Genomic DNA, 15,720 nt, shown 5'->3' with positions numbered 1-15,720 from the left:
GGTCCTGCGCCGACCGTGGGGACACGGTCGGCGCGACGGTTCCGGGACGCGGTTTCGACCGCGTGACGCAAGCGTTTCCGGATCATCACCAATGTTGCGCGCGTGTTACGTCTGTGTTGCGTGGTCCTCCCGGCCACTCCCCCACCGGCGCGCGAAAGGGGCCCGATCCGCCGCGCGGATCGGGCCCCTCCCACGTCGTGCCTTGCCTGTGCCCTTACAGGGCGTCAGTGTCGCGTTCGCCGGTGCGGACCCGAACCACGGTGTCGACGGGGGTCACCCAGACCTTGCCGTCACCGATCTTCCCGGTCTGCGCCGACTTGAGGACGACCTCCACGACGTCGGCGATGTCGGCGTCGTCGACCAGCACCTCCAGCCGCACCTTCGGCACCAGGTCCACGGTGTACTCCGCGCCCCGGTAGACCTCGGTGTGACCGCGCTGGCGGCCGTACCCACTGGCCTCGCTGACCGTCATGCCCTGCACCCCGAACTTCTCCAGGGCGCCGCGCACGTCGTCGAGCTTGAACGGCTTGATGACCGCGGTCAGGAGCTTCATGCGTCCACCCTCGGGGTCGTGCCGGGAGCTGAGCTGGGAGAGATGCCCCCGACCGTCGGCGCGGCGTGGGCGGCGAGGCCGGCGCCGCCACCGGTCGGACGGGCCAGCGGCGACCCGACCGAACCGAGCTCGTACGCGGTCTCACCGTGCTCGTTGACGTCGATGCCCTCGACCTCGGCGTCCTCGTCGATCCGGAAGCCGATCGTCTTGTGGAGGATGAGGCCCAGGATCAGCGTGACCACGAAGGAGTAACCGAGAACCGCGAACGCGCCCACGGCCTGCTTGCCGAGCTGCTCGGCGCCGCCGCCGAAGAGCAGACCGTCGACCCCGGCCGGGGCGTCGGCGGTGGCAAAGACACCGATGAGCAGGGTGCCGACGAGGCCACCGACCATGTGGACGGCCACGACGTCGAGCGAGTCGTCGAACCCGAACTTGAACTTGATCGACAGCGCCGCGCAGCAGATCGCGCCGGCAATGGCGCCGATGCCGATCGCACCCATCGGGTTGACCGTGTTGCAGGAGGGCGTGATGGCGACCAGGCCGGTCACCATGCCCGAGGCCGCGCCGAGCATCGTGAAGTGCCCGTCACGGATGCGCTCGACGATCAGCCAGCCGATCACCGCGGCCGCGGTGGCGACCTGGGTGTTCAGGAAGGCGACGCCGGCGGTGTTGTTCGCCGCGACGGCCGAGCCGGCGTTGAAGCCGAACCAGCCGAACCACAGCAGGGCCGCGCCGAGCATCACGAACGGCACGTTGTGCGGGCGCATCGGGTCCTTGCGCCAGCCGCGACGCTTGCCGAGAACCAGGCAGAGCGCGAGAGCCGCCGCACCGGAGTTGATGTGCACCGCGGTGCCGCCGGCGAAGTCCAGCACCCCGAGGTCGACGATCCAGCCCGGGTCGACCAGGTTGCCGTCGCCGTTGCGGTCGTCGCCGAAGTGGAAGACCCAGTGGGCGACCGGGAAGTAGACGATGCTGACCCAGATCGCGACGAAGACGCACCAGGTGCTGAACTTCGCGCGGTCGGCGATCGCGCCCGAGATGAGCGCGACCGTGATGATCGCGAACATCATCTGGAAGGCGACGAACACCGTCTCGGGCAGCGCTGCCCCGGTGTCCGCGATCGTGTCGTCGAGCCCGGCGGCGTCCAGGCCACCGATGAGGCCCCCGCCCTCGTCCCGCGTCAGTGCGAGGCTGTAGCCGTAGAGCACCCAGAGGATGCTCACGATGCCGAGTGCAGCGACCGACATCATCATCATGTTGAGGACGCTCTTCATGCGGACCATGCCGCCGTAGAAGAACGCGAGTCCCGGAGTCATGAGCAGCACGAGCGCGCAGCTCATCAACATCCAGGCGGTGTTGCCCGTGTCGAGGGCGGATTCCGGCATCTGGGTGGTGCCTCCCTTCCTGTACCGCGGCGGGACCGCCACGGTCCGCGTCCTGGACGGAAGGGTTCCGAGAGCGCGTTTCGCCCGGGGGCAGCACGTGTTTCCCCCGGATCACCGATGGCGCACCGGTGTTACGTCTCGGTGAACTCGATCTACCCGATCGGGCGCATCCGGACGACGGACGCAAGACGCCGTCAACCCGCCCGATCGCGACCAAGATCAACGATCAGAGCCCCCGTCGGGTTCCCGGCGGGGGCTCTGATCGCGGCGCGGAGGTCAGTCGGCGAGCAGCGCGTCGACGAACTGGGCGGGGTCGAACGGCGCCAGGTCGTCGGGTCCCTCGCCGAGGCCGACGAGCTTGACGGGCACGCCGAGCTCGCGCTGGACGGCCACGACGATGCCGCCCTTGGCGGTGCCGTCGAGCTTGCTCAGGACGATGCCGGTGACGTCCACGACCTCGGCGAAGACGCGGGCCTGCATGAGCCCGTTCTGACCGGTCGTGGCGTCGAGGACGAGCAGCACCTCGTGCACCGGGGTCTGCTTCTCGATGACGCGCTTGACCTTGCCGAGCTCGTCCATCAGGCCGGTCTTCGTGTGCAACCGACCCGCGGTGTCGATGAGGACGGCGTCGACGTCGTCCCCGGCGGCCTGCTTGACCGCGTCGAACGCCACGCTCGCGGGGTCACCGCCCTCGGGGCCGCGGACCGTGCGGGCGCCGACGCGCTCGCCCCAGGTCTGGAGCTGGTCGGCCGCCGCGGCGCGGAAGGTGTCCGCCGCGCCGAGCAGCACGGAGCGGCCGTCGGCGACGAGCACGCGCGCGAGCTTGCCGGTCGTCGTGGTCTTGCCGGTGCCGTTGACGCCGACGACGAGGGTCACGGACGGACGCTCGTCCGGCTGCCGGACCGCGTGCAGGCTGCGGTCGGTGTCGGCGCCGATGAGGTTGATCAGCTCGGTCCGGAGCAGGGTCCGGACCTCGTCGGGCGTGCGGGAGCCCTGGACCCGGACCTCGGTGCGCAGGCGCTCGACCAGCTCCTGCGTCGGCCCGACGCCGAGGTCGGCGCCGAGCAGCGTCTCCTCGATCTCCTCCCACGTCTCCTCGTCGAGGGTGTCGCGGGACAGCAGCGTCAGCAGGCCCTTGCCCAGGCCGGACTGCGAGCGGGCCAGCCGCGCGCGCAGGCGCGTCAGGCGGCCGGCGGTCGGCTCCGGGACCTCCAGGGCCGGCGCCTCGACCGGAGCCTCGACCGGCTCGGCGACCGGAGCCTCGGCCGGTGGGGCCTGGGCGGTCTCCTCCGGCGCCTCGACGGTGTCCGGGGGCGCGGGGGCCGCGATCGTGCCGGGCGGCGGCACCTCGGGCTTGCGCGGCGGGGCCTGGCGCTTGAGCGCCGGGACCACCAGGCCGGCGATGGCCGCACAGACCAGCAGCACGACCACGGTCGTGACGATCAGGACTTCCACTTCACACCCCGGGATCGGCGGACGTCGGCGCAGGCGGCGCCGCTCCGCGTAGTTTCTCCTGTCCCACCCGTGCGGGGTGGAGCGGGTCTAACCCGCGGACAACTCCGCGACCACGGAGCGCAACGCCGCGGCGGAGTCGAACAGGTGCCCGGTCATACCGATCCGCTCCGCGCCCGCGACGAGCTCGGGCCGTCGACCGACGTACGCGCACCGGGGCACGGGCACGGCGAGGATGCCGGCCGCGATCTCGTACATCGCGGCGTCGGGCAGCGCGATGCCCGTGCGCGCGGAGTTCACGATCGTGTCGAACGACTCGTCCAGCCCGAGCGCGACGAGCTCGCGCTCGAGGCGGTCGGTGGCGTTGACCACGAGCGCGACCTGCCGGCCGCCCGCGCGGATCTCCTCGACCACGGCGAGGACCTCGCGGTCTACGCGGCCCATCGGCTCGCTCCAGTCCAGCACCGCCTGCACCGCCGCGTCGGAGGCGAGGCCCTCCGCGATCAGCGCGCCCGCCACCGAGAAGCGCCACTGGTCGTCGCTGATCTCGCCGAGCAGCGCCGGGCCGTACCGGTCGAGGTCGTAGGCGAGTTCGGTCAGCCGCGCCGGTGGTTCGTGCTCCCGGACCCGGAGCACGCCGTCGAGGTCGAACAGGTACGCCGCGGTGGGCTCCCCCGGCATCAGGCGGGCTGCTCCTCGCGCAGCCGCTGACTGATCACCGTCGTCACGCCGTCGCCGCGCATGGAGACGCCGTAGAGCGCGTCGGCGACCTCCATCGTGCGCTTCTGGTGGGTGATGACGATGAGCTGGCTGTTGTCGCGCAGCTCCTCCATGATCTGGATGAGCCGCCCGAGGTTGGTGTCGTCGAGCGCGGCCTCGACCTCGTCGAGCACGTAGAACGGGCTCGGCCGGGCCTTGAAGATCGACACCAGCAACGCGACGGCCACCAGCGACCGCTCGCCGCCGGAGAGCAACGAGAGCCGCTTGACCTTCTTGCCGGGCGGCCGGGCCTCGACCTCGACGCCGGTGGTGAGCATGTCGTCGGGGTCGGTGAGGAGCAGTCGGCCCTCGCCCCCCGGGAACAGCCGGGAGAAGACGCCCTCGAACTCGCGGGCGACGTCCGCGTACGCCTCGGCGAAGACCTGCTGGACGCGGTCGTCGACCTCCTTGATCACCGTGAGGAGGTCGCGACGGCTGTTCTTGAGGTCCTCGAGCTGTTCGGAGAGGAACTGGTGGCGCTCCTCCAGCGCCGCGAACTCCTCGAGCGCCAGCGGGTTGACCTTGCCGAGCAGGGCCAGCGCGCGCTCGGCGGCGCGCAGCCGCTTCTCCTGCTCCTCGCGGACGTACGGGATCGTCTGCAGCGGCGTGTTCTCGTCCATCGGCGGCAGCTGGCCGTCCGGGCCCGGCTCCGGGAAGACGGGGACGGACTGGTCCGGCCCGTACTCGGCCACGAGGATGTCGGGAGCGACGCCCAACTCCTCCAGCGCCCGGTTCTCCAGCACCTCGATGCGCATGCGGTGCTCCGCGCGGGCGACCTCGTCGCGGTGCACGGAGTCGGTCAGGCGCTCCAGCTCGGTCGCGAGCTCGCGGATCGACCCTCGCTGGGCCGCGAGCGCGGTCTCGGCGGCCGTGCGGCGCCGGTCAGCGGCGTCCCGCTCGGCGCCGGCCGCGGTCAGCGAGGTCTCCAGCATCGCCAGGCTGTGCTCGGCGGCGATCATCACGGCCCGGGCGACGCGGGCCCCACGCTCACGCTCGACGCGGCGGCGCTCGGCCCGCTCCCGGGCCGCGCGCTCCTGCTGCGCCGCGCGGGCCAGCGACTCGGCCCGGCCGGACAGCGCGCGCTGACGCTCCTCGCCGGTCCGCAGGGCCAGCCGGGAGTCCATCTCGGCCTGGCGGGCCGTGGTGCAGGCCGCGGCGAGCCGCTCCCGCTCGGTGGGGTCGTCGTCGCCCTCGTCGGGCTCGCGCTCGGCCTCGGCCAGGCGCGCCTCGAGCTCGGCGAGGCCGGCCTGGTCGGCGTCGCGGGACTCCTCGGCCTTGCGGATCGAGGCGGCGAGGCGCTCGGCCTCGGCCTCGGCGCTGCGCACGGCCGCCCCGAGCTGGCCGAGCTGCTCGGCGACCGCCGCCATGCTCGCGTCGGACTCGTGCAGTCGCGAGAGCGCGGCCTGCTCGGCCGCCGCCGCGGCTGTCTTCGCCTCGCGGGCGGCAGCCAGATCGGTGCCGAGCTGGGCGGCGGCCCGGTCGAGTTCCTCGATCTGTTGCGCCAACGCGTCGACCGCGGCCTGGATCTCCAGCAGACTCGGGGCGCTCGCGGAGCCGCCGCGGGCGCGGTCGGCACCGAGGGTGTCGCCGGAACGGGTGACCGCGCGCAGCCGCGGGTGGGCCGCGACCAGGGCGCGGGCGTCCTCCAGCGTGTCGACCGCGACGCAGGTCCCGACCATCCCGACCAGGGCGCCCGCCAGGGCCTCCGGGGCGCGGATCACGTCGAGGACGTAGCGCGCGCCCGCCGGCAGGGCCGGCCGCTCGAGCGAGTCGGCCGGCGCTCCCCCGACGACGAAGTCGGCCTGGCCGCCGTCGGCCTCCTTGAGGTGCTGCAACGCAGCGACCGCGGCGTCGACCGACTCGACGGCGACGGCGTCGGCGACCCCGGCCAGCGCCGCGGCGACCGCGGTCTCGTAGCCGGCCTCGACCGTCAGCAGCGCGGCCACCGAACCCAGGACGCCGGGCAGACCGTCCGCGCCGAGGACGACCGCGGCGCCGTCGCGCCGGGCCAGGCCCAGTTCGAGCGTCTCCTTACGGGCAACCAGCCCGGTCCGCTCGCGCTCGACCTCGCGTTCGCGGGCCTGGAGCGCGGTGACCTGCTCCTCGGCGGCGGCCAGGGCGTCCGCGGCAGCCTCGTAGGCCTCGTCGAGCCCGACCTCGCCCTCGTCGAGCCCGGCCGCGGCCTGCTCCAGCGAGGTGAGTTCGGCCCGGGCCGTCTCGGCGCGCGCCCGGGCGCCTTCGAGCGCCTCGGCGAGCCGGCCGAGCTCGGCCTCCGCGGCGCTCGCGCGGCTGCGGATCGCGTTGACCTTGCCCTGCAGGCGCGCCAGGCCCTCGCGGCGGTCGGCCGCGGCGCGCACGACGGCGGCGAGCCGCTTCTCCTCGGTCGCCAGCGCCTGCTCGTGCTCCTGCCGCGTCGCCACGGACTGGGCGAGGGTCTGCCGGGCGGCCTCGACGTGGTCGCGGAGCTCGGCCTCCTGGGCCCGGACCTGCGCGGCCTCGCGCTCGAGGTCCTCGGGGTCGCGGCCGCCGCGGGCCTCCTCCGGCTCGGCGGCGAGGTGGCGCGCCCGCTCGGCGGCGAGGCCGGCGGTGCCGCGCAGGCGCTCGCGCAACGCGGAGAGGCGGTACCAGGTCTCCTGGGCCCGGGTGAACGCCGGCGCCGCCTCGGCCAGCGCGGTCTCCAGGCGCGCCTCCTCGGCGCGGCCGGTGCTCAGCGCCTCCTCGACCTCGGCCTGCCGCGCCCGCAGCGCGGTCTCGTCCGCGACCTCGGCCTCCAGCGAGCTGCGGAGCGTGATCAGGTCGTCGGCCAGCAGCCGCAGCCGGGCGTCACGCAGGTCGGCCTGGACGACCGCGGCCCGGCGCGCGACCTCGGCCTGCTTGCCCAGCGGCTTGAGCTGGCGGCGCAGCTCGGTGATCAGGTCGGAGACGCGGGTGAGGTTCGCCTGCATCGCCTCCAGCTTCCGCAGCGCCTTCTCCTTGCGCTTGCGGTGCTTGAGAACGCCGGCGGCCTCCTCGATGAACCCGCGCCGGGCCTCCGCGTCCGCGCTGAGCACGGCGTCGAGCTGGCCCTGCCCGACGATGACGTGCATCTCGCGGCCGATGCCGGAGTCCGAGAGCAGTTCCTGGATGTCGAGGAGCCGGCAGGAGTCGCCGTTGATGGCGTACTCGGAACCGCCGTTGCGGAACAGCGTCCGCGAGATCGTCACCTCGGTGTAGTCGATCGGCAGGGCACCGTCGCTGTTGTCGATCGTCAGCGCGACCTCGGCGCGGCCGAGCGGCGGCCGCCCCGACGTCCCGGCGAAGATGACGTCCTCCATCTTGCCGCCGCGCAGCGACTTCGCGCCCTGCTCCCCCATGACCCAGGACAGCGCGTCGACGACGTTCGACTTGCCCGACCCGTTCGGCCCGACGACGCACGTGATGCCCGGCTCGAGTCGGAGCGTCGTGGCCGACGCAAAGGACTTGAAGCCTTTGATCGTCAGGGTTTTCAGGTACAACGCTCGTCCCCCAGGGCTCCGGATTCCCCGCGACGATAGCGCCGATCCCCCACCGTTTCGCACGCCGCGCGGCCCCGATACACATGGGGCGGTTGAGGTCTCGACGGCGGGCCTGGGGACACCCGGTGGACAGCCTGTGGAGCACGCCGAAACCCAGGCTCCCACCCTGTAGACAACCCGGGGCGTCGCCCCCACCCCCTTGTGGACAGGCGGCGGAAAGCGGTCGCGGGGCCCAGAAAATTTTGCCGAGGGCCCGCGGCCCGGCGGCCCGGGCCCAGCTGCGCTGAGTGCGCAGTTGAGCCCCGGTTCTGCGGCTCCCACCGGGGCTGATCTGCGCACTCGGGTGACGTGAGCACTGCGCGCACCTGCGACGCCCGCGGGCCGGCGGCCGCCGTTGACCCAGCGCGACGCGGCCGGAGGTCGCAGTTAAACAATGAGCGACGGGGTGCTCGCGCCCGCCTGCGAGCACCCCGTCGCGCTTTGGGGGTGGTCAGGCCCGCCGACCGACCACCCGGGGCGACCCCCGTCCGGAGACGGGTGCCGCGTGAGAGGTTCGCGGTGGTGCCCTGTTCCCCGCGCGCCCGCCAGCGCGATTGGGGGCAGAACCAGAACCGAGGTCCTCCACCGTGAGCAGTCGATGCCGTGGTGGCCATCAACTCCCCTCTGCTGCTCTCAACGAGTGACCGTCGAATAGGTCACGCGAGATTTCGCGGCCGACGGCGAACTCGTCAGAATTTGTTCGGCCGAACAAAAGCCGGAGCCCCCGGCGGGTCGCCGGGGGCTCGGGCCAAAGAACAGGCCCCGGCGCGGGCCGGGGCCAAAAAGAGGGGGACGCCTCGCGGCGCCCCCGAAGTAGAACCAAGGAGCTCAGGTCAGAGCCGGCTCCTGCAGCGAGACGGTGAGCAGCTCGTCCCGGTTCAGTTCCGCCGCCAGGGCGTCGTTCTCGGCACGCACGCGCAGCAGCTCTGCCTCGAGTTCGTCGATGCGTCGCTGCATCCGCCGCATCTCGTTCAGCATGCGCGGGTCCGGACCGCCTACGTTTCCGAAGAGCGCTTTTGCCATCGTGGGGTCCTCCACGCTGAGAAACCAGCTAGTAACCGACAGATACATCCGCCGACGTCCGAGCACCATGGTGTAGGGCCAGAGCAGGGCGGGGTGTCTCTAGGGTCGCACCAGAGCCTCTTGAGGTCAAGCCATCGGTGCCGGTCGACCCGAGCGGCGCGTCACTGCAGGTCAGAGGACCTGAGCCGGGGGGACTGAAGTCCCGTGCATCGCGCCGGGGGACGGCTTGATGCGGCGATCATGACCGAGCGCCGCGAAGGGCGCAAGGGGAAATGGACGACCGGGTCGTCACAACCTCATTTCCCCACCGAACGGACGGGTGCCCCGGTCACCAGTGCGCGCGGCGGGGCCGGGGCTGGCAGCGGGGACACGAGAACGAGGACCGGTTCATGAACGCGTCGCGCCGGATCGCCGACCCGCAGCGGCTGCACTCGCGTCCCTCGCGGCCGTAGACGTCGAGCGAGCGGTCGAAGTACCCGCTCTCGCCGTTGACGTTCACGTAGAGGCTGTCGAAGGAGGTCCCGCCGGCGGCGAGCGCGGCGGTCATCACCGCGGTGGCCGCGGCCAGGACGCGGTCGACCTCGGACGCGCGGAGCGTCTCGGTCGGCCGGGCGTAGTGCAGCTGAGCCCGCCAGAGCGCCTCGTCGGCGTAGATGTTCCCGATGCCGCTGACCAGCGTCTGGTCCAGCAGGGCGCGCTTGAGCCCGGTGCGCTTGGCGCGCATCGCCGTGCGCACGGCGCCGGCGTCGAACTCCGGCTCCAGCGGGTCGAGGGCGATGTGGGCGACCGAGGCCGGCACGGTCCGGTCGCCGCGGCCGGGAACGAGGGGCTCGACGGACACGCCGCCGAAGGTGCGCTGGTCGACGAAGCGCAGGTCGGAACCGTGGTCGGCGAACGCGAGGCGCACCCGCAGATGCTTCTCCGGCGGCGCGGTCGGCGGCTGCACGCGCAGCTGACCGCTCATGCCGAGGTGGACCAGCAGCGCCTCGCCCGAGTCCAGCGGCAGCCAGAGGAACTTGCCGCGGCGCTCGGCGCCGGTGACGGTGACGCCGGTCAGGCGCGCCGCGAGGTCCGCTCCCCCGGCGGCGTGGCGGCGCACCGCACGCGGGTGCAGGACCTCGACGGCCGCGATCGTGCGGCCGACGGCGAAGTTCGCGGTGCCACGACGGACGACCTCGACCTCAGGAAGTTCGGGCACGTGCGGGCAGGGTCGGACGGGTCAGGCGGAGGCGGCGGACTGGTCGCCGGCGAGCTGCTCGGCGTAGGCCTTGCTCAGGTAGGTCCAGGCGGCCTCGGCGGCCTGCTGCTCGGCCTCTTTCTTGCTGCGGCCGGACCCGGTCCCGTAGTCGGCCCCGCCGACGCGGGCGGTGGCCTCGAAGGTCTTCTCGTGGTCCGGGCCGCTCTCGGTGACGACGTACTCGGGGACGCCCAGCCCGATGGTGGCCGTGAGCTCCTGGAGGCTGGTCTTCCAGTCGAGACCGGCCCCGAGGTGCGAGGACGTCTCGATGAGCGGGTCGAACAGCCGGTGGACGAGCTCGGAGGCCTCGTCGAGGCCACGGTCCAGGTAGACGGCGCCGATCAGGGCCTCGAGGGTGTCCGCGAGGATCGACGACTTGTCGCGGCCGCCGGTCCCCTCCTCACCCCGGCCCAGGCGGAGGAACTCCCCCAGCTGCAGGCTGCGCCCGACGTCCGCGAGCGCGCGCATGTTCACCACCGCCGCGCGCAGCTTCGCGAGCTGGCCCTCGGGCAGGTCCGGGTGGCGGTGGTACAGCGCGTCGGTGACGACCAGGCCGAGCACGGAGTCCCCGAGGAACTCCAGGCGCTCGTTGGTGGGCAGCCCGCCGTTCTCGTAGGCGTACGAGCGGTGCGTGAGCGCCCGCGTCAGGAGCCCCTCCGAGAGCGGGACCCCGAGTCGCTCCGGCAGCGCCTGCGCGGACGTACCGGGGTCCGGCACCGCCGGGGCTGCGCTCATCGCTCGGGGGCTCCTGAGGGTGTCAGTCGGCGAACCGGACCTGTCGGCGGTTGTAGGTGCCACACGCGTGGCACGCGGTGTGCGGGAGCTTCGGCTCGCGGCAACGCTCGCAGGAGACCAGCGTCGGAGCCGTGGCCTTCCAGTTCGCGCGCCGGCTGCGCGTGTTGCTGCGCGACATCTTGCGCTTGGGAACCGCCACTGTCCTGCTCCTGTCCAGTCCTGCTTACCGGGCCGTGCTCTTTCGGTCCTGCGTGTTCGGTCCTGCATGCCGGTCGTCAGTCGCCCGGCTGCTCGTCCTTGCTGACGAGCCCTTCCAGCGCTGCCCACCGGGGGTCGACCTCGCTGTGGTCGTGATCGGGGTCGTCCCGCAGCACGGCGCCGCACTGGGCGCACAAGCCGGGGCAGTCCTCCTCGCACAACGGCTGGAGCGGCAGCGTGAGCACCACCGCGTCCCGTACCACCGGCTCCAGGTCGATCAGATCGTCCTGCAGCCAGCGGGTCTCGTCATCGCCGTCAGTCTCCTGAGCACTGCCGGGTGCCACGAACAGCTCCGCGAAGTCCACCTCCACCTCGTCGGTGAGGGGGTCCAGGCAGCGCACGCATTCACCCGCCAGCGGCGCCCGTGCCGTTCCCGACACGAGCACGCCCTCGACCACCGCTTCGAGCTTCAGGTTCAGCTCGACGTCGGCACCCTCGGGCACGCCGATGACCTCTAGACCGAGATCCGCCGGTGCCGGAACAGTTCGGACGACCTTGAGCATCGACCCCGGCCGCCGGGCGAGCCGGTGGGCGTCGAGCACGAACGGATCGTGCGGGTCGAGGTGCTGATTCTTCAGCTCAGTCTTCTGATTCTCTTCGGGCATGGCGCATCGTGGTCGTCAAGACCGTCCGGAAGGTTACCCGAGCACAGGGTGTGACCCCAAACCGCCACCGGGCCGGACGGGCCCATCGCCTCCGGGTCAGCGTTCCGGGAGCGGCTCGGTCAGGGGGTCCGGGTCGGCGAACGGGTCGGCGGTCGGATCGGCGGTCGGATCGTCTTCGAGGGCCCGCAGGTGCTCGCCGAGTTCCTCCATGTGGTGCTTGCCGGCCAGGCGGTCCCGGCCGCGGCGCACGGCCGTCAGCGTGCGGTCCAACGACGCGGTGAGCTCGGTGAGGTGGGCGACCGGGTCCGCGACGGCGTCCTCGGGGGCCCGCCGGGCCAGCTCGAGGGTCTTCTCCAGGATCACCTCGAAGTGGGCGAGGCGGGAGTCGACGTACTCGTCGGCCTCGGTGATCCGGGCGGTGGCGTCGGCCTCGGCCTCGGCGCGCACCTGGGCGGCCCAGGCGACGGCCTCGGAACCCTCGGGGGTCAGCTCCAGCCGCCGGTCACGTTCGACGGCGGCCTCGGCCAGCACCGCGACGGCCTGCTCCTGGGCCTCGGCGATCACGGCGTCGACGTCCGCGAGGACGCTCTCGGCCTCCGAGAGCTGCCGCGGCAGGGCGCCCTCGATCTCGGCGATCCGCGCGAGCACGTCCGCCCGGTTGACCAGGCACGATGCGGACAGGGGCATGGCACGCGCGTCCGCCACCAGCGTCTGAAGCTCGGCGAGCTTGGCGTGCACGTCGACCGGTTTGCCCCGCGAGGCCATGGCGCTCCGGTCCCCTAGCGACCCTGCTCCGCCCGGCGCTCGGCCAGGCGCTGCAGGAGCGGGTCGACGACCACGTCCGGGACGAACCCGGTGATGTCGGCGCCGTTGTTCGCGACCTCCTTGACCAGCGAGGAGGACAGGAAGCTGAACGACGGGTTGGTCGCCACCAGGAGCGTCTCGACGTCGGTGAGCGAGTGGTTCATCTGCGCCATCTGGATCTCGTAGTCGAAGTCGCCGACCACGCGCAGGCCCTTCACGATCGCCGGGATGTTGTGGTTCTTGCAGTAGTCGACGAGGAGGCCGTCGAAACTGTCGATCCGGACGTTCGGGTAGTCCTTGAGCGCCAGACGCAGCAGCTCCATCCGCTCCTCGAGCGTGAAGAGGCCCTGCTTGTTGCGGTTGACGAGGACGCCGACGACGACCTCGTCGGCGAGCTTGGCCGCTCGCGTGATGACGTCGAGGTGGCCGTTGGTCACCGGGTCGAAGGAACCCGGGCAGATGCAGCTGCGCACGCCCTCAGTCTGCCCCCCGTTGGCCTGACCGCCGAATCGGGGTCGCTCGGCCGTACCAGAGCGTGGCCTCGCCGTACTTCCGATCGCGGTCCGGTTCGATGCCCGTCGGCCACTCCCACGCGGGGTCCCGGGTCGCCCGTTCGACGACGACGACGGCGTCCTCGCCGACCCAGCCGCGCTCGATCGCGCCGGCCAGCAGCGCCGCCAGGTCCGGGCCCGGCAGCACGTAGGGCGGGTCCGCGAAGACGATGTCGAACGGCTCCGGGGCGGACTCGGCGAGCACCGCGGCGACGGACCGGCCGAGGACGGTCGCCCCGGGCAGGCGCAGCGCCGCGACGTTCTCCCGCAGCACCCGCAGCGCGCCGGCGTCGGACTCGACGAGCACCGCGGCGGCCGCGCCCCGCGAGAGCGCCTCGAGGCCGACCGCCCCGCTGCCGGCGTACAGGTCGAGGACGCGGCACCCCGTCAGACCGCCGGTGCGGGCCTCCAGCGCGGAGAACAGCGCCTCCCGGGCCCGGTCGGAGGTCGGCCGCGTCCCGCGCCCGGGTGGGACCGCCAGGCGCCGCCCGCCGGCGGTGCCGCCGACGATCCGGGTCACGCCTTCTCCAGGTACCCGGCGCGCTCGTCGTCGAGGAAGTCGGCCAGCGCCGACGCCAGGGCGGGGTGGCGGGTCAGCTCGGGGTCCTCGTCGATCACCGCGGTCGCCGCGAGACGAGCGTCGGCGATGACGTCGGCGTCCTTCACGACCCGCAGCATCCGCAGGCTGGAACGCTTGCCGGACTGGGACGTGCCCAGGACGTCACCCTCCCGGCGGGCCTCGAGGTCGAGCTGGGAGAGCTCGAAGCCGTCGTTGGTCGAGGCGACCGCGGTCAGGCGCTCCCGGGCCGGGCTGCCCTCCGGCGCGAAGGTGACGAGCAGGCACAGACCGGGCGCGCTCCCCCGGCCCACCCGGCCGCGGAGCTGGTGCAGCTGGGAGATCCCGAAGCGGTCGGCGTCGAGGACGGCCATCACCGTCGCGTTCGGGACGTCGACGCCGACCTCGATGACGGTGGTCGCGACGAGGACGTCGAGGTCGCCCTTCGCGAAGGCCGACATCACCGCGTCCTTCTCGTCCGGCGGCATCCGGCCGTGCAGCTGCGCGACCTTCAACCCGGCCAGCGGCCCCTCCGCGAGCAGCGGGGTGACCAGCGCGACCGCCGCGGACGGGCGGCGGTCCCCGTTCCCCTCCGAAGGCGGGGGCGGGTCGTCGAGGTCCAGGTCCTCGGCGTCGTCCGGCTTCGCCCCCGATGCACTCGGCCGGGGTGCGACCAGGCCGAGGTCCGCGGCCTCGTCGGGGTCGTCGCCCCCGATCCGGGGGCACACGACGTAGGCCTGATGGCCGTTCGCGACCTCCTCCTGAATCCGCGCCCAGGTGCGCTTGAGATACTTCTCGTTGTCCGCCGGCACCAGGTGCGTCGTGATCGGCGAGCGGCCGGCCGGGAGCTCGGACAGCGTGGAGACGTCGAGGTCCCCGAACACCGTCATCGCCACGGTGCGCGGGATGGGGGTCGCGGTCATGACGAGCACGTGCGGCGGCGTCGCGCCCTTCGCACGGAGGGCATCGCGCTGCTCGACGCCGAAGCGGTGCTGCTCGTCGACGACGACCAGCCCGAGGTCGAAGAAGTCGACCTTGTCCTCCAGCAGGGCGTGCGTGCCGACGACGATCCCGGCGGTGCCGGAGGCGGCGTCGAGCAGCGCACGTTTGCGCGCCGCCGCGGACATCGAGCCGGTGAGCAGGGCGATCTGCGTGCCTTGGTCGGCGCCGCCGAGCTGGCCGGCCTCGGCGAGGGGGCCGAGCATCGCGGTCAGCGAGCGGTGGTGCTGCTGGGCGAGGACCTCGGTCGGGGCGAGCAGCGCCGCCTGGCCGCCGGCGTCGACGACCGCGAGCATGGCCCGCAGCGCCACGAGCGTCTTGCCGGAGCCGACCTCGCCCTGGAGCAGGCGGTGCATCGGGTGCTCGCGGGCGAGGTCCATGAAGATCTCGTTGCCGATCTCGCGCTGCCCGGCGGTCAGGGTGAACGGCAGCGCCGCGTCGAACTCGGCCAGGAGGCCGCCGGAGCGCGCGACCCGGCGCACCGCGGGCAGCGCCTTGGCGGCGGCCCGGCGCCGCGCGAGCGCGATCTGCAGGACGAAGGCCTCGTCCCACGTGAGCCGGGTGCGGGCGAGCTGCACCTGCTCGTAGCTGCGCGGCCGGTGAATCAGGCGCAGCGCCTCCCCCAGCGGCAGCAGGCGGTTCAGCGTGCGCACGCACTCCGGGAGCGGGTCAGGCACCGGTCCGGGCAGGTCGTCGAGCGCCTTCAGGGCAGCGTGGACCACCTTCACGATCTGCCAGCTCGGCACCGCGCCGGTCGCCGGGTACATCGGGATCAGCTCGTCGGTGAACGCCGAGGCCGCGTCCTCGTCGTCGGGGTCGGCGTCGAGCAGGACGTAGGCGGGCTGCGTGAGCTGGCGCTTGCGCTGGAACGTGCTGACAGTCCCGGAGAAGAGCCCGCGCATGCCCGGGAGGAGCTTGTCGCCGGTCGTCCAGGAGCCCTTGCCGAAGAACGTGAGCTTGAGGTCGTCCCGCCCGTCGGTGACCGTGACCTCCCGGATGACCCCGGGCCGGTTCTTCATCCGCCGCGTCGACGCGGCCTTCACCTCAGCCTGGACGGTGACGTTCGCGCCCTCGTCGAGGTCCCGCAGCCGCGTCAGCTCACCCCGCTTCTCGTACCGGCGGGGGTAGTGCCGCAGCAGGTCCCCGACCGTGTGGAGGTCGAGGTGTTTGGCCAGCTTCTTCGCCGTGCCGTCGGCCACCACCCGGTGCAGGGACTCCGAGAGCGGGGAGTGTGCGTTCAGCGCCACGGCCCAAACCGTAGTGCGGCCCT

Annotated in this window: 14 protein-coding genes; all 14 read right to left on the bottom strand. The window is 72.8% G+C overall.

Features of this window, described 5'->3' with window-relative positions; translation table 11 throughout:
- Window positions 1–214 precede the first annotated feature (214 nt).
- The 14 genes from SPOPO_RS0118290 to recG all read right to left on the bottom strand — a co-directional run bounded on the left by SPOPO_RS0118290 (window position 215) and on the right by recG (window position 15,697).
- Window positions 215–553 (bottom strand): P-II family nitrogen regulator, encoded by a 339-nt coding sequence (locus tag SPOPO_RS0118290; RefSeq protein WP_019876423.1) that lies wholly within the window; start codon window positions 551–553, stop codon window positions 215–217.
- On the bottom strand, window positions 550–1,938 hold the full coding sequence (locus SPOPO_RS0118285) for an ammonium transporter (RefSeq protein ID WP_019876422.1): 1,389 nt from the start codon (window positions 1,936–1,938) through the stop codon (window positions 550–552). Before SPOPO_RS0118285 ends, SPOPO_RS0118290 begins: the two co-directional genes overlap by 4 nt.
- 276 nt (window positions 1,939–2,214) lie before the next feature.
- Window positions 2,215–3,393, bottom strand: a complete 1,179-nt coding sequence (gene ftsY / locus SPOPO_RS0118280) for a signal recognition particle-docking protein FtsY (RefSeq protein ID WP_019876420.1) — start codon at window positions 3,391–3,393, stop codon at window positions 2,215–2,217.
- 87 nt (window positions 3,394–3,480) lie between these two features.
- On the bottom strand, window positions 3,481–4,071 hold the full coding sequence (locus SPOPO_RS30395; protein WP_019876419.1) for an HAD family hydrolase: 591 nt from the start codon (window positions 4,069–4,071) through the stop codon (window positions 3,481–3,483).
- Complete coding sequence (smc, locus tag SPOPO_RS0118270; protein WP_019876418.1) at window positions 4,071–7,643, bottom strand: chromosome segregation protein SMC; 3,573 nt, start codon at window positions 7,641–7,643, stop codon at window positions 4,071–4,073. Before smc ends, SPOPO_RS30395 begins: the two co-directional genes overlap by 1 nt.
- A gap of 867 nt (window positions 7,644–8,510) precedes the next feature.
- Window positions 8,511–8,705, bottom strand: coding sequence for a hypothetical protein (locus SPOPO_RS0118265; protein ID WP_028984890.1), 195 nt, complete (start codon window positions 8,703–8,705; stop codon window positions 8,511–8,513).
- Window positions 8,706–9,033: 328 nt separating this feature from the next.
- A complete protein-coding gene (mutM, locus tag SPOPO_RS0118260; protein ID WP_019876415.1) occupies window positions 9,034–9,903 on the bottom strand; it encodes a bifunctional DNA-formamidopyrimidine glycosylase/DNA-(apurinic or apyrimidinic site) lyase in 870 nt (289 codons plus the stop codon).
- 21 nt (window positions 9,904–9,924) lie between these two features.
- Window positions 9,925–10,677 (bottom strand): ribonuclease III, encoded by a 753-nt coding sequence (rnc, locus tag SPOPO_RS0118255; protein WP_019876414.1) that lies wholly within the window; start codon window positions 10,675–10,677, stop codon window positions 9,925–9,927.
- Between the two features lie 22 nt (window positions 10,678–10,699).
- Entirely contained in the window at window positions 10,700–10,876 is a 177-nt protein-coding gene (gene rpmF, locus SPOPO_RS0118250; RefSeq protein WP_019876413.1) for a 50S ribosomal protein L32, read from the bottom strand.
- A gap of 76 nt (window positions 10,877–10,952) precedes the next feature.
- Entirely contained in the window at window positions 10,953–11,540 is a 588-nt protein-coding gene (locus SPOPO_RS0118245) for a YceD family protein (RefSeq protein ID WP_019876412.1), read from the bottom strand.
- A gap of 96 nt (window positions 11,541–11,636) precedes the next feature.
- Complete coding sequence (locus tag SPOPO_RS0118240) at window positions 11,637–12,305, bottom strand: hypothetical protein (RefSeq protein WP_019876411.1); 669 nt, start codon at window positions 12,303–12,305, stop codon at window positions 11,637–11,639.
- A gap of 14 nt (window positions 12,306–12,319) precedes the next feature.
- Window positions 12,320–12,817 carry a pantetheine-phosphate adenylyltransferase gene (gene coaD / locus SPOPO_RS0118235; RefSeq protein ID WP_019876410.1) on the bottom strand — a complete coding sequence of 166 codons (498 nt, stop codon included), beginning with the start codon at window positions 12,815–12,817 and terminating at the stop codon, window positions 12,320–12,322.
- 4 nt (window positions 12,818–12,821) lie between these two features.
- Window positions 12,822–13,415: a 16S rRNA (guanine(966)-N(2))-methyltransferase RsmD gene (rsmD, locus tag SPOPO_RS0118230; protein WP_019876409.1), complete on the bottom strand. Its 594-nt coding sequence runs from the start codon at window positions 13,413–13,415 to the stop codon at window positions 12,822–12,824.
- Window positions 13,412–15,697, bottom strand: coding sequence for an ATP-dependent DNA helicase RecG (gene recG / locus SPOPO_RS0118225; RefSeq protein WP_019876406.1), 2,286 nt, complete (start codon window positions 15,695–15,697; stop codon window positions 13,412–13,414). Before recG ends, rsmD begins: the two co-directional genes overlap by 4 nt.
- Window positions 15,698–15,720: the final 23 nt, after the last annotated feature.

It is taken from the genome of Sporichthya polymorpha DSM 43042 (assembly GCF_000384115.1).
In the GTDB taxonomy this organism is placed as follows: Bacteria; Actinomycetota; Actinomycetes; order Sporichthyales; family Sporichthyaceae; genus Sporichthya; species Sporichthya polymorpha.
This window is presented reverse-complemented; position numbering and strand designations above follow the sequence as displayed.